This is a genomic window from Lentzea sp. NPDC037011 (assembly GCF_055607425.1).
This window is the reverse complement of sequence record NZ_JBVJRT010000001.1, coordinates 166419-179131: the sequence shown is the minus strand read 5'-3', so window position 1 is coordinate 179131 and position 12713 is coordinate 166419. Positions and strand designations below refer to the sequence as shown.

General features: G+C 67.9%; 14 protein-coding genes, 2 tRNA genes and 1 pseudogene. 11 read left to right on the top strand and 6 right to left on the bottom strand.

What is annotated here, in order from left to right:
- Positions 1-37: 37 nt before the first annotated feature.
- The 6 genes and pseudogenes from gyrB to ACZ7CH_RS00910 all read left to right on the top strand — a co-directional run bounded on the left by gyrB (position 38) and on the right by ACZ7CH_RS00910 (position 6074).
- Positions 38-2008 (top strand): DNA topoisomerase (ATP-hydrolyzing) subunit B, encoded by a 1971-nt coding sequence (gene gyrB / locus ACZ7CH_RS00935; RefSeq protein ID WP_360397084.1) that lies wholly within the window; start codon positions 38-40, stop codon positions 2006-2008.
- Between the two features lie 55 nt (positions 2009-2063).
- Complete coding sequence (gene gyrA, locus ACZ7CH_RS00930; protein ID WP_470369754.1) at positions 2064-4607, top strand: DNA gyrase subunit A; 2544 nt, start codon at positions 2064-2066, stop codon at positions 4605-4607.
- A 260-nt stretch (positions 4608-4867) separates the two neighbouring features.
- Positions 4868-5551 (top strand): DUF3566 domain-containing protein, encoded by a 684-nt coding sequence (locus ACZ7CH_RS00925; protein WP_360397112.1) that lies wholly within the window; start codon positions 4868-4870, stop codon positions 5549-5551.
- Between the two features lie 74 nt (positions 5552-5625).
- Positions 5626-5699, top strand: a tRNA-Ile gene (locus ACZ7CH_RS00920).
- Between the two features lie 135 nt (positions 5700-5834).
- Positions 5835-5954, top strand: a pseudogene (locus tag ACZ7CH_RS00915) (DLW-39 family protein); the annotation flags it as partial.
- Positions 5955-6001: 47 nt separating this feature from the next.
- Positions 6002-6074: transfer RNA gene (locus ACZ7CH_RS00910), tRNA-Ala, on the top strand.
- Between the two features lie 438 nt (positions 6075-6512).
- On the opposite strand, the gene ACZ7CH_RS00905 is transcribed toward ACZ7CH_RS00910, so the two are convergent.
- On the bottom strand, positions 6513-6908 hold the full coding sequence (locus ACZ7CH_RS00905) for a DoxX family protein (protein ID WP_360397082.1): 396 nt from the start codon (positions 6906-6908) through the stop codon (positions 6513-6515).
- A gap of 110 nt (positions 6909-7018) precedes the next feature.
- On the opposite strand from ACZ7CH_RS00905, the gene ACZ7CH_RS00900 reads away from it, so the two are divergent.
- On the top strand, positions 7019-7552 hold the full coding sequence (locus tag ACZ7CH_RS00900; RefSeq protein WP_470369753.1) for a DUF2020 domain-containing protein: 534 nt from the start codon (positions 7019-7021) through the stop codon (positions 7550-7552).
- Here ACZ7CH_RS00900 and ACZ7CH_RS00895 read toward each other — a convergent pair whose 3' ends face one another.
- Positions 7553-8119 (bottom strand): hypothetical protein, encoded by a 567-nt coding sequence (locus ACZ7CH_RS00895; RefSeq protein WP_360397080.1) that lies wholly within the window; start codon positions 8117-8119, stop codon positions 7553-7555.
- A 94-nt stretch (positions 8120-8213) separates the two neighbouring features.
- Here ACZ7CH_RS00895 and ACZ7CH_RS00890 point away from each other — a divergent pair, with 94 nt between their 5' ends.
- Positions 8214-8762: a peptidylprolyl isomerase gene (locus ACZ7CH_RS00890; RefSeq protein WP_360397079.1), complete on the top strand. Its 549-nt coding sequence runs from the start codon at positions 8214-8216 to the stop codon at positions 8760-8762.
- Positions 8759-9649, top strand: coding sequence for a rhomboid family intramembrane serine protease (locus ACZ7CH_RS00885; protein WP_470369752.1), 891 nt, complete (start codon positions 8759-8761; stop codon positions 9647-9649). Before ACZ7CH_RS00890 ends, ACZ7CH_RS00885 begins: the two co-directional genes overlap by 4 nt.
- A 1-nt stretch (position 9650) precedes the next feature.
- Here the strand turns inward: ACZ7CH_RS00885 and ACZ7CH_RS00880 are convergent, their stop codons facing one another.
- Both ACZ7CH_RS00880 and crgA read right to left on the bottom strand, forming a co-directional pair.
- Entirely contained in the window at positions 9651-10046 is a 396-nt protein-coding gene (locus ACZ7CH_RS00880) for a PH domain-containing protein (protein WP_458429830.1), read from the bottom strand.
- Positions 10047-10269: 223 nt separating this feature from the next.
- Complete coding sequence (gene crgA / locus ACZ7CH_RS00875) at positions 10270-10536, bottom strand: cell division protein CrgA (RefSeq protein ID WP_065915483.1); 267 nt, start codon at positions 10534-10536, stop codon at positions 10270-10272.
- A gap of 210 nt (positions 10537-10746) precedes the next feature.
- On the opposite strand from crgA, the gene ACZ7CH_RS00870 reads away from it, so the two are divergent.
- Together ACZ7CH_RS00870 and ACZ7CH_RS00865 are read left to right on the top strand one after the other, a co-directional pair.
- Positions 10747-11943: a class E sortase gene (locus ACZ7CH_RS00870; RefSeq protein ID WP_470372906.1), complete on the top strand. Its 1197-nt coding sequence runs from the start codon at positions 10747-10749 to the stop codon at positions 11941-11943.
- Positions 11943-12098: a hypothetical protein gene (locus tag ACZ7CH_RS00865; protein WP_360397075.1), complete on the top strand. Its 156-nt coding sequence runs from the start codon at positions 11943-11945 to the stop codon at positions 12096-12098. Before ACZ7CH_RS00870 ends, ACZ7CH_RS00865 begins: the two co-directional genes overlap by 1 nt.
- Here ACZ7CH_RS00865 and ACZ7CH_RS00860 read toward each other — a convergent pair.
- Both ACZ7CH_RS00860 and ACZ7CH_RS00855 read right to left on the bottom strand, forming a co-directional pair.
- Positions 12085-12540, bottom strand: a complete 456-nt coding sequence (locus ACZ7CH_RS00860; protein ID WP_470372905.1) for a hypothetical protein — start codon at positions 12538-12540, stop codon at positions 12085-12087. The two genes, ACZ7CH_RS00865 and ACZ7CH_RS00860, sit on opposite strands and share 14 nt — an antisense overlap.
- Positions 12537-12659, bottom strand: coding sequence for a hypothetical protein (locus ACZ7CH_RS00855; RefSeq protein WP_470372904.1), 123 nt, complete (start codon positions 12657-12659; stop codon positions 12537-12539). The genes ACZ7CH_RS00860 and ACZ7CH_RS00855 overlap by 4 nt, the downstream gene beginning before the upstream one ends.
- Between the last annotated feature and the right edge of the window lie 54 nt (positions 12660-12713).

Below are 12713 nucleotides of genomic sequence, written 5' to 3'. Positions count from 1 at the left end.
CGGGCCCCGCCCGCATCAGCGAGGAGACTCCAGGCCCGTGTCAGCTAAGAAGAATGAGTACGACGCGTCCTCGATCACCGTCCTCGAGGGTCTTGAGGCAGTGCGCAAGAGGCCGGGCATGTACATCGGCTCGACCGGTGAGCGCGGTCTGCACCACCTCGTCCAAGAGGTTGTGGACAACTCGGTCGACGAGGCGATGGCCGGCTTCGCGACGACGGTCGACGTCACCCTGCTCGCCAACGGCGGCGTCCGGGTCATCGACGACGGCCGCGGCATCCCCGTCGACGTGCACCCGGTCGAGGGCAAGCCGACCGTCGAGGTCGTGCTCACCGTGCTGCACGCGGGCGGCAAGTTCGACAGCGACTCCTACGCGGTCTCCGGCGGTCTGCACGGCGTCGGCATCTCCGTGGTGAACGCGCTGTCCACGGCCGTCGAGGTCGAGATCAAGCGCCAGGGCTACGTCTGGAGCCAGCGCTACGAGAACTCGAAGCCCGCGCACGACCTGCGCCAGGGCGAGCCGACCGACGAGACGGGCACGACCGTCACGTTCTGGGCGGACCCGAACATCTTCGAGACCACCGAGTACAACGTCGAGACGATCGCACGCCGGCTGCAGGAGATGGCGTTCCTCAACAAGGGGATCACCATCGTGCTGCGCGACGAGCGGGTCTCGGAGGAGGACGAGGAGGCCGACGCCGAGGGCCACCAGGCCGCGGTGAAGGAACGCGTCTACCACTACCCGGGTGGTCTGGAGGACTTCGTCCGCCACATCAACCACACGCGCGAGGCCGTGCACCAGAAGGTGATCGGCTTCGAGGCGCAGGGCGAGGACCTGCAGGTCGAGGTCGCGATGCAGTGGAACACCGGCTACACGGCCTCGGTCTACACCTTCGCGAACACGATCAACACGCACGAGGGCGGCACGCACGAGGAGGGCTTCCGCGCCGCGCTGACGCGCGTCGTCAACGAGTACGCGCGCGAGAAGAAGCTGCTCAAGGAGAAGGACACCAACCTCACCGGCGACGACATCCGCGAGGGTCTCGCCGCGATCATCTCGGTGAAGTTGAAGGAGCCCCAGTTCGAGGGCCAGACGAAGACCAAGCTGGGCAACAGCGAGGCCAAGTCGTTCGTGCAGAAGTCGACGAACGAGCACCTGGCCGACTGGTTCGAGCGCCACCCCAACGAGGCCAGGGCGATCGTCACCAAGTCGGTGTCGTCGGCGCAGGCCCGCATCGCCGCCCGCAAGGCCCGCGAGCTGGTCCGCCGCAAGGGCGCGCTCGACATCGGCGGCCTGCCCGGCAAGCTCAAGGACTGCCGCTCGACCGAGCCGGAGCGCTGCGAGCTCTACATCGTCGAGGGCGACTCGGCAGGCGGCTCGGCCAAGGAGGGGCGCGACTCGATGTACCAGGCGATCCTGCCGATCCGCGGCAAGATCATCAACGTCGAGAAGGCCCGCATCGACCGCGTCCTCAAGAACACCGAGGTCCAGTCGCTGATCACGGCACTGGGCACCGGCATCCACGACGAGTTCGACCTGTCGAAGCTGCGCTACCACAAGATCGTGCTGATGGCCGACGCCGACGTCGACGGCCAGCACATCCGCACGCTGCTGCTCACGCTGCTGTTCCGCTTCATGCAGCCGCTCATCGAGCACAACCACGTCTACCTCGCGCAGCCGCCGCTCTACAAGATCAAGTGGCAGCGCGCGGAGCCGGAGTACGTCTACTCCGACCGCGAGCGCGACGCCGTGATCAAGGCGGGCCTCGAGGGCGGCAAGCGCCTGGGCAAGGACGACAACATCCAGCGGTACAAGGGTCTCGGCGAGATGAACGCCGAGGAGCTGTGGGAGACCACGATGGACCCGGCGAACCGGATCCTGCGGCAGGTCACCATGGACGACGCGGCCACCGCCGACGAGCTGTTCAGCGTGCTCATGGGCGAGGACGTCGAGGCACGCCGTTCGTTCATCACCCGCAACGCCAAGAGCATCAAGTTCCTGGACATCTGAGTCCGGCTTGCGCACCTAGGCGTCCTGGCGTTTCTGGCGAGAAGGAAAGAGAACAGTGACCGAGACGACTCTGCCGCCGGACCACGACCGCATCGAGCCGGTCGAGATCCAGCAGGAGATGCAGAACTCGTACATCAACTACGCGATGTCCGTCATCGTGGGTCGTGCGCTGCCGGACGTGCGTGACGGGTTGAAGCCCGTGCACGTCCGCGTTCTGTACTCGATGTTCGACTCCGGCTTCCGTCCCGACCGCGGCTTCAACAAGTGCGCCCGCGTCGTCGGCGACGTGATGGGCAACTACCACCCGCACGGCGACTCGGCGATCTACGACGCGCTGGTGCGCCTCGCGCAGCCGTGGGCGCTGCGCTACCCGCTGATCCAGGGCCAGGGCAACTTCGGCTCGCCGGGCAACGACCCCGCCGCCGCCATGCGGTACACGGAGTGCCGGCTCTCCCCGTTGGCCATGCACATGCTGGCCGACATCGAGGAAGAGACCGTCGACTTCCGCGACAACTACGACGGCCGCATCCAGGAGCCGACGGTCCTGCCGTCGCGCATCCCGAACCTGCTGATCAACGGCAGCTCCGGCATCGCGGTCGGCATGGCGACCAACATCCCGCCGCACAACCTCCGCGAGGTCGCGGAGGGCGTCGTGTGGGCGCTCGACAACCACGAGGCCTCCGACGAGGAGACCCTCGAAGCGATGATCGCCCGGATCAAGGGCCCCGACTTCCCGACGTACGGCCAGATCCTCGGCACCTCCGGCATCGAGGACGCCTACCGCACCGGCCGCGGCTCGGTCCGCATGCGCGCCGTCGTCGAGATGGACGAGGACGCCAAGGGCCGCACGATCCTGGTCGTCACCGAGCTGCCGTACCAGGTCAACCCGGACAACCTGGTCGAGAACATCGCCGCCCTGGTGCGCGACGGCAAGCTCACCGGCATCGCGAACATCGCCGACGAGTCGAACCGCCGCATCGGCATGCGCATCGTGATCACGCTCAAGCGCGACGCGGTGGCCAAGGTCGTGCTGAACAACCTCTACAAGCACACCCAGCTGCAGTACTCGTTCGGCGTCAACATGCTGGCGCTGGTCGACGGCGTGCCGCGCACGCTGCGGATCGACCAGATGATCCGCCACTACGTGAAGCACCAGATCGAGGTCATCCAGCGGCGGACCAGGTTCCGCCTGCGCAAGGCCGAAGAGCGCGCCCACATCCTGCGCGGACTGGTGAAGGCGCTCGACCAGCTCGACGCCGTCATCGCGTTGATCCGCCGGTCCGAGACCCCGGACATCGCGCGCACGGGCCTGATGGACCTCCTCGAGGTCGACGAGATCCAGGCCAACGCGATCCTGGAGATGCAGCTCCGCCGCCTGGCCGCCCTCGAACGCCAGAAGATCATCGACCAGCTGGCCGAGATCGAGCTGGAGATCGCGGACCTCGCCGACATCCTCGAGAAGCCCGAGCGGCAGCGCAAGATCGTCCGCGACGAGCTCATCGCGATCGTGGACAAGTTCGGCGACGACCGCCGCACGAAGATCATCCCGTTCGACGGCGACGTGTCCATGGAGGACCTGATCGCGGTCGAGGACGTGGTCGTCACGATCACCCGCACCGGCTACGCGAAGCGCACCAAGACCGACCTCTACCGGGCGCAGAAGCGCGGCGGCAAGGGCGTGCAGGGCGCGCAGCTCAAGCAGGACGACATCGTCGCCCACTTCTTCGTGTGCTCCACCCACGACTGGATCCTGTTCTTCACGAACAAGGGCCGGGTGTACCGCGCGAAGGCGTACGAGCTGCCCGAGGCCAACCGCAACGCCCGCGGCCAGCACGTCGCGAACCTCCTCGCGTTCCAGCCGGAGGAGGAGATCGCGCAGGTCATCCAGATCAAGAACTACGACGTGTCGCCGTACCTCGTGCTCGCGACGCGCAAGGGTTTGGTCAAGAAGTCCAAGTTGTCCGACTTCGATTCCAACCGATCGGGTGGACTAATCGGCATCAACCTGCGCGAGGACGACGAGTTGGTCGGAGCCGTGCTGTGCTCGGCTGATGACGACCTGCTCATGGTGTCCGCGGACGGCCAGTCGATCCGCTTCCACGCGACCGACGACGTGCTGCGCCCCATGGGCCGCGCCACCTCGGGCGTGCAGGGCATGCGGTTCAACGCCGACGACGAGCTGCTTTCCGTCGGTGTCGTCCAGGAGGGTCTCTTCGTTTTGGTCGCGACGGACGGTGGGTACTCGAAGCGAACTCCGATCGAGGACTACCCGGTCCAGGGTCGGGGCGGCAAGGGTGTGCTGACCATTCAGCACGACCGCCGACGTGGCAGGCTGGTCGGAGCGCTCATCGTCGACGTCGACGACGAGCTCTACGCCATCACCTCGAGCGGCGGGGTCATCCGGACCCGCGCCGAGCAGGTGCGCAAGGCAGGCCGGCAGACGAAGGGCGTGCGGCTGATGAACCTCGGCGAAAGCACCACTTTGATCGCGGTCGCACGCAACGCGGATGAGCCCAGCGACGTCGTTAACGGTGAGACGTCTGCCGCGGAGGGCTCTGCCGCCGACCAGGCAGAAACCCCGACCGACTCGGCTGAGTAGTCGGGCATCAGCGAGAGGCCAAGGACAAGCTCGTGACTCCACCCGAGAACCGCGAAGGCCGGGACGCGGACAAGACCGCGGTGATCACCAAGCCGACGCCGCAATCCGCGGCGAAGTCGGCCGACGACGCCGGGAAGACCGCGCCCGCGGCCTCCGGTTCCTCGGGTGGGAACGGGCAGGACACCTCGGCCCAGGACAAGACGAAGCCGGTCTCCGCCGACACGGCCAAGGCCGTTCCGGCCGAGGAGAAGACGGCCGCGGTGGCGGCGCCGGCCGCCGAACCCGCCGCACCGGCGGAGGAGCCGGCCGTCACCACGCCGCCGCCCTGGCAGCGCGTGACGAACGACACGGAGGGCACCCAGCAGGACGCCTACGTGGCCCCGACCGCACCGCCCGTGCCGTCGGCGTCGGAGCCCGCCCCGGCGTTCCCCGACACCGACCCGGACACCGTGAAGGTGCAGAAGCCCGTGGTCGGGGGCTCGGCCGTCCCGGTCGGCCTGGGCAGCAGCCGCACGTCGGTGAACCTCGGCACGGGCGGCGCACGCCCCGCCGCGTCCACCCCGTCGGCCCGCCGTCCCGGCCGCGGCCCGCGCCGCGCCTCGCTCCAGATCAAGCGCGTCGACCCGTGGTCGGTGCTCAAGCTGGCCCTGGTGCTCGGCGTTGCGCTGTTCTTCGTCTGGCTCGTGGCCGTCGGCGTGCTCTACGGCGTGCTGCACGGCATGGGCGTCTGGGACAAGATCAACAGCACCGCGAACGACCTCCTCCAGGCCAACGAGCCGGGGGAACCGCTGATCAGCGCCGGTCGCGTCTTCGGCGTCTCGGCGATCATCGGCGCGGTCAACATCGTGCTGTTCACCGCCCTCGCGACCGTCGGCGCGTTCGTCTACAACGTGTCCGCGGATCTGGCCGGTGGCTTGGAGTTGACGCTCTCCGAGCGAGAGTGACCCCCGATTTGGGAGCGGCGAGGACGATCCTGTAAGGTCTTCCTCGTCGCCCCGAGAGGGTGACAGTTGATCGAGGGCCTATAGCTCAGGCGGTTAGAGCGCTTCACTGATAATGAAGAGGTCGGAGGTTCAAGTCCTCCTAGGCCCACTCGATTCGAACTTCTCTCGAATCATCATCGTTTCTGTCTGGATTTCGAGTTCCAGAGCCCCGGCTGGACATCTGCGAAGCCTGTAGGCTGTGCGGTACGTCGGGGCCATCACAGTCTTGTTGGAGGGGTTCAGAGTGGCTAAGAAGCTCATCGCGCTCGTCGTGGTCGCCGGTGCGGTCCTGTTCTTCGTGAAGCGCAGCCGTTCCGCCAAGGCCGACGCGGACCTGTGGCGCGAGGCGACTGCCCCCACCGACTGAGCTTCGATCTCGCGGGCGGCCTGCCGCGTCGCCCCCAAGGTCTCGGGGACGTAGCTCAATTGGCAGAGCACCGCCTTTGCAAGGCGGGGGTTAGGGGTTCGATTCCCCTCGTCTCCACGTATCACCGGCTCGTGCTCGCAAAGAGCGCGAGCCTTTTACGTTCCGAGTGTTTTCTGGGGGCCGAGCCCCCAGACCCCAGCCGGGCGGCTCCGCCCCCGGACCCCCGGCCCGGCTGGCCTTCGGCCTCCCAGGACCCCCAGGCCGAGCCCAGGCCGGATTTCCCGGCCAGACCCGCGTTGGGCGTCGCCAGATTCCCGGCCGGACTTGCCCTTGGCTTCCGTCGGACTCGTCGCGTTGTTCGCGCCGGACCCTCAGCCGCGCACCGCCCTCAGCCCTTCGCCGAGAACCCGGTCGGACTCGCCTCCGCGGTCTCTCCGCGGTTCCTTCGCCAGGACTCACCAGGCTCGCCTTCGGTGGCCCGTTCGCGGGGGTGCAAGGCGGAAGCCCTGTTCGCGGCGTTGCGAACAGGGCTTCGAAAGGGTGGTGAAGGGTGTGTCAGGCGGATGCCAGGGTGCGCTGCTTCGAGGACTGGCGGAGCTTGTCGATCGACCAGGCGCCGGCACCGGTGCAGGCCAGCAGGAGGAACGCCCACGAGTAGACCGCGGCGAGCTCGCCGCCGTTCTGGATCGGGAGCAGGCCCTTCGGCTGGTGCACGATGAAGTAGGCGTAGGCCATGGCGCCCGAGCTGAGCAGCGCTGCCCAGCGGGTCCACAGGCCGATGACGATGAGACCGCCGCCGATCAGCTCGATCAGGCTCATGGGGCCGGCCGGCCAGGACAGCAGCTCGGTTCCCTTCATCACCTTCTGCACGCCGTGCATGACGAAGAACAGTCCGATCACGATGCGGAACAGCCCCAGGGCGTGCTCTCGTCGTTGCTCCAGGAACTCCATGGTCTCGGGTCCTTCCGAGGCGAGGGGCGGGTAACAGGGCACAAAAGGTATGGACCAATTTAGAGTGTGCCGGTAGAGGCGCCATCGGTATCTGGTTGACTGTTGCCCCTATGAAACGAGCACTGCTGCTGCCCCTGCTCGGCGTCCTCGCCGCGTGCGGGTCCCAGGTCGCCCAGAACGTGCCGGTGCCCGCCACGTCCGTTCCACCGGTCGTGACCACGACCAGCGCAGCACCGGCAGTGCCCCCCGCGCCACAGCCCGTGAAGGACGGCGCGTGCCCCTACCTGCCGACGACGTTCGTGGCCGAGGCGAACGGGCAGCGGGTGCCGAAAGTGAAACTGTCAACGGACGAACCGCACCCGGCGTGTTTTTTCTACGCCAACGCGACTGAGGTCCAGTTGACCGTGCGCGTGTACGCGGGCGACCAAGGGGTCGCCAAGAAGATCGTGAACGAGGCGGCGCCGGACGGTTCACAGCCCGCCAACTCACCCACCGGGTGGACCGGGGGGTACGTGAGCAGCAACAGCGGCGTCGTCTACGCCGTGGCGAAGAGCGACGCCGCTGTCGTGGTCACTACCAACCAGAAGCAGTCGATCAAGGCTCGTCGGATCGCGGAAGAAGCGATCAAGAACCTCGGGTTGTAGCTACTTGACGGGTTCCTTCTGGGTCGGGACCTGGCCGTTGAGGACGGGCTCCGCGTGCGGGGCCTGCTCCTCCTCGTGCAGGTGGACCTCCTCGGGGCGCCGCGTCAGTGCGACGTAGCCGGCTGCCGCGGCCGCGATGAGCAGGCCCAGCACCCACGGCCACCGGCGGCGCTTCGGGGCCTCGGCACCGAGGTTCGCCGCAGCCTTGCGGAGCTCCTTGGCGCGGACCTTGGCGTCCTTCCTGGCGTGCTTGGCCGCCTTCCGCACCTCCTTGCGCACGACCTCGGCCTTGGTCATGAGGTCGGCACGCGTCTGAGCGCTCTTCTTGGCGAGGCGCTTGCGGGACTTGCGGGTCTGCTTCTCCCAGTCCTCCGCCTTGCCCATGAGCTGGTCGGCGCGGTCGACGAGTGCGCCGCGGACCTGGTCGGTCGTGATGCCACGCTCGGCGAGCTTGACCTCTGCGACGTGACCAGCGCGAACGACACCCTCACGCGCGGCCTTCAGACCGGTGCCGACAGCCTTGCCAACCGATTCGCCGGCGCGGGTCATGACGTCCACCTCGTCCATCCTCTGCTCCACACGTTGTCGTCCGGTGATGTCAATAGAGGTACCCATCGTGCCCGTTTCTGAACATCTCCGCCCGTGATGGCACGATGGGGTGGTGGCTGACAGCAATGAATCCTTCGTCGGGACCAAGGTGACGGCGACCCTGCACACCACGCAGGGCGACATCCGGCTCACCCTGTTCCCCGACCACGCCCCCAAGACGGTGGCGAACTTCGTCGGGCTCGCCGAGGGCTCGAAGGAGTACACCGAAGCGAACGCGAGCGGCACGAAGTCGGGTCCGTTCTACGACGGCACCCTGTTCCACCGCGTCATCGCGGGCTTCATGCTCCAGACCGGTGACCCGACCGGCACCGGCCGCGGTGGCCCCGGCTACCGCTTCGCCGACGAGTTCACCTCCGACCTGCAGTTCAACCGCCCGTACCTGCTGGCGATGGCGAACGCGGGGCCCAACACCAACGGCTCCCAGTTCTTCATCACGGTGGCGCCCACGACGTGGCTGAACTTCAAGCACACGATCTTCGGTGAGGTCGCCGACCAGGAGTCGCGCAACGTCGTCGACGCCATCGGTGGCACGGCGACCGGCGTGAACGACCGCCCGGTCAACGACATCAAGATCGAGCGGGTCACGATCGAACGCGCGTGAGCGACGCTCTGGTCCCACCGGACGGGCCGATCGGAGCGCAGCCGGAGATGCCGGTCTGCGCACGTCATGCCGATCGGCCCACCCGGCTGCGCTGCACGAGGTGCGACCGTCCGGCGTGCCCGGACTGCCTGCGCGAGGCCGCCGTCGGCAGCCAGTGCGTCGACTGCGTCAACGAGGGCCGCAGGTCGGGCCGGCGCTCGCAGACCCTGGTGGGGGCCGAGCAGACCGACGGACGCCTGGTCGTCACGCCCGTGCTGATCGTGCTGAACGCGCTCGCGTTCGTCGTCACCGCGGTGCAGGCGGGCAACCCGCTGCTGAACCAGCGTTCCGCGATCTTCCTGGAGTCCGCGCTCCAGCCCGTCCTCGTCGCCAACGGCGAGTGGTGGCGAATCCTGACCTCGGGGTTCATGCACATCGGCCTCTGGCACCTGGTGCTCAACATGGCGGTGCTCTACATCGCCGGGTCGAGCGTCGAGCCCGAGCTGGGCCGGCTGCGGTTCACCCTCGTCTACTTCCTGGCACTGCTGGGCGGCAACGCGGCGGCGTTCTACTTCGGTGCGGCCGGTGGCCTGCTCGCCGGTGCGTCCGGTGCGGTGTTCGGCATCATGGGCGCGCTGATCGTCGTGTGGCGGCGCAAGAAGCGCGACATCTCGACGGTCGTGGTGATCGTGGTGATCAACCTCGTGTCGAACCTCTTCACCAACGCCTCACTGCTCGCCCACCTCGGCGGGTTCGTGATCGGCGGCCTGCTGACGCTCGCGATGGTCAAGGCACCGCGCGAGAACCGGAACCTCTACCAGCTCGGGGCCGTGACGGCCGCGGTCGTGTTGCTGGCGGGCATGTTCGCGTTGCGGGCGAGCGAGCTCAGGACTCTCATCGGGATCTGAGTCACGGGCGCAGTGCGTGCAGCACGCTCGCCACTTCTTCCGGGTCGGCGCCGAGGTCCAGTTTCGTGAGCACCACGAGACGGTCGTCGGCGTCGAGCTCCAACGCCTGCTGTTCCCGGCCGAGCCTGCGCGTGTGCTGCAGCTTGACCTTCACCTCGTGCCACGCCAGGTGCGTGGTGCTCGCGAACCCGCGCACCGCGATGCCGTTTGCGTCCGCGCTCAGCCGCGGGCGGGCGAGGGAGGCGAATGCGGCGAGGTAGCTGACCAGCAGCGTTGCCAGCCCGACGAGGAGACGGCCGGCGTTCTCGGTGGTGATGACCGTGGCGAACGCGAGCAGGGCGGCGGACACCCAGGCGGCGGCGACGAGCGGCGCGGGAGTGGACCAGGAGCGAGTCACAGCGTCGAGTGTCCCGCATGAAATGTGGACAACTGAAGTGCGGAAGAGGCGCTTGTGCAATTTCGCGCAAAGTTGTCCACAGGGGTTGTCCCCAATGGGGATGACTTACAACCATGTGCTTCGGTGACGCCCACGTGAACCAGGTGAACGTGGCATGGACGAACATCGGCCCGGACGAGTGAACGTCCGGGCCGTCGATGACCAGTCGTGACAGGGGGCGGACTTACCGCCAGCGCATCGTCATCAGCAGACCGATGATCATCAGCGCGAAGCCGATGGCGAAGTTCCACGCGCCCAGCTCGAGCATGAACGGGATCTTCTCGGCCGCGATGTAGTTCACGACGAGCCACGCGAGGCCCAGCAGCATGAAGCCGAGCATGATGACGACGTAGACCGGGTGGGACGGCCCCGCTGCCTTGACCTTGACCGGCGTACGGCGGTCAGTGGGTGCGGTGTAGACCGCCTTCTTCCGGACCTTGGACTTGGGCATGCTGTCCTCGCCTGACGTGGATGTCTCTGAGTGCGCGAGTTTACGTGCACTACTCAGCAGACACGTTAACGTAGCCGAGGTGGTGAGCGAACCACCTGGCAGACGCAGTTGTAATCCGTTCACAGTCCGCGCGGAGGTTCTCAGGTGAACTCGGGACCGCAGCAGCCGCCTCCACGGCGTCCTGCACCCCGTCGTGACGACCTGCGGCACGTGCGCTCGGCACCTTCACCGCAGCCGCTGCCGCCCGCGGACGCCACGCAGTTCACCAGTGCCTTCTCCGGCAGCCTGCCCCCGCCCACCGCTCCGCCGCGCCACCCCGGCCCGCCGCAGGGCCCGCAGCCGACCCCACCGGGAGGCGTGCCCCGCGGCGCGGCGCCCGGCCCGCAGGCACCCGGCCCGCAGAACGGCTGGCGGCCCGGCCCGCCCCCCGGCGCACCCCAGGGTCCGCCCCGAGGAGCACCGCAGCGCCCCCGTCCACGCCCGGTCGACCCGCCGACGGAGATCATCGAGCCGGTCGAGGACGACTACGACGACGAGTACTACGACGACGACGATTACTACGACGAGGACGAGAAGGACGCGCTCCCGCCGGAGAGCTTCCGCCGCAAGGCCGTCCGCGGCTTCGGCGAGGTGCTCATCACGATGGGCCTCGTCGTGCTGCTGTTCGTCGTCTACGAGGTCTACGTGACCGACCTGTTCTCCGCGCAGAAGCAGGACGAGGTCACCGCGGCGCTCGACTCCGAGTGGAACTCGAACACCGTCACGCCGCCCCCGGCCGACCCGAACCGCCAGTCGCAGCTGAACCTCATCGAGGGCAAGGCCTTCGCGAAGATGTACATCCCCGTCTTCGGCAACGACTGGAAGTTCTCCGTCGTCGAGGGCACCACCGACAAGCACCTCGAGATCGGCCCCGGCCACTACAAGGACACCGCGCAGCCCGGCCAGCCCGGCAACTTCTCCATCGCGGGGCACCGCGTCGGCAAGGGCGCGCCGTTCAACGACCTCGACCTGCTGGAGTCCTGCAACGCGATCGTCGTGCAGACCCAGACCCAGTGGTTCGTCTACCGGGTCCTGCCGATGAAGAACGAGGTCGCTGGCTGGGCGAACAACCCGAAGGCCGAGGAAGCCGCCTGCACCGGCATCGCCCCGCTGTCCACGACGCTGGGCGAGGCCTACGCCAAGACCGTCGGCCAGGAGATCGTGGTGCCGAGCCAGGGCGAGGTCATCGCCCCGGTTCCCCACCAGCCGAACGCGGCGGTGCCGCCGGAGCAGCAGGCCCGCCTGCTCACCCTGACCACCTGCCACCCGCGGTTCTCCGACAAGCAACGGCTGATCGTGCACGCCATCGAGACCAAGAGCTACCCGGTCGCCGACGGCTTCGTGCCGCCCGAGATGACGGAGGCCTGATGTACGGCTGGATCTGGCGGCACCTGCCGGGCCCGCTGTTCCTGCGCGTCGCCGAGGCGGTCGTGCTCGTCCTCGGCATCGTGGCGCTGCTGATGTTCGTCGTGTTCCCGTGGGCCGAACCGCTGCTGCCGTTCAACAACGTCACCACCCAGTGAGGTGCACCTCCGCGAGGCGCAGGTACTCGCGGACGTAGGCGCGGAACGGCTCCGGGTCCGTGTCGTACTGCCCCAACGCCCAGTAGACGTCGTCGTCCTCGCGCGAGAACTGGAACGTGATGTGGAACGTGCGGTCCTTCCACTCCGCACGGGGCTCGCCGGCGAGGACCTTCCGCGCGGCGTCCCGGCCGAGGAACCACTCGGCCTGCTCCGAGGTCATCGGCTCGACGCCCAGCTCGACGAGCATCTGCCGGGTCAGGTCGTAGGTCTCGCTCATGCGCTGCTGGACCGGTGACTCACCGGCCAGCTCCCGCACCGCCGGGGTGTCCAGACCCGCGAGCAGCAGGTCGCAGGCGAACCCCACGGTGTCCCTGCTGTCGAGCCGGCCGTCGGTCAGCTCGGCGTTGAAGAATGCCAAACGCTTGCGCAGGTCGTCGTTCACGGTCTTGTCCCCAGGATCTCGTCCACCGCACGCGCGACGTCGGCCGCCAGCGTGCGCATCTCGGCGCGAACGCCGTCGGTCTTCCCGTCATCCGGCGGGCGACCGAGATCGGTGTTCACGCACCCGGGGTCCGCATCGGCGCGACCGGAAAAGCTGAAACCGCCACCACGTCA

Excerpts from the sequence above, each read along its gene's own strand:
- ACZ7CH_RS00865 (WP_360397075.1), top strand. The coding sequence starts at position 11,943 with ATGTACGGCTGGATCTGGCGGCACCTGCCGGGCCCGCTGTTCCTGCGC.
- ACZ7CH_RS00905 (WP_360397082.1), bottom strand. The coding sequence starts at position 6,908 with ATGGAGTTCCTGGAGCAACGACGAGAGCACGCCCTGGGGCTGTTCCGC.
- crgA (WP_065915483.1), bottom strand. The coding sequence starts at position 10,536 with ATGCCCAAGTCCAAGGTCCGGAAGAAGGCGGTCTACACCGCACCCACT.
- ACZ7CH_RS00895 (WP_360397080.1), bottom strand. The coding sequence starts at position 8,119 with ATGGACGAGGTGGACGTCATGACCCGCGCCGGCGAATCGGTTGGCAAG.
- ACZ7CH_RS00900 (WP_470369753.1), top strand. The coding sequence starts at position 7,019 with ATGAAACGAGCACTGCTGCTGCCCCTGCTCGGCGTCCTCGCCGCGTGC.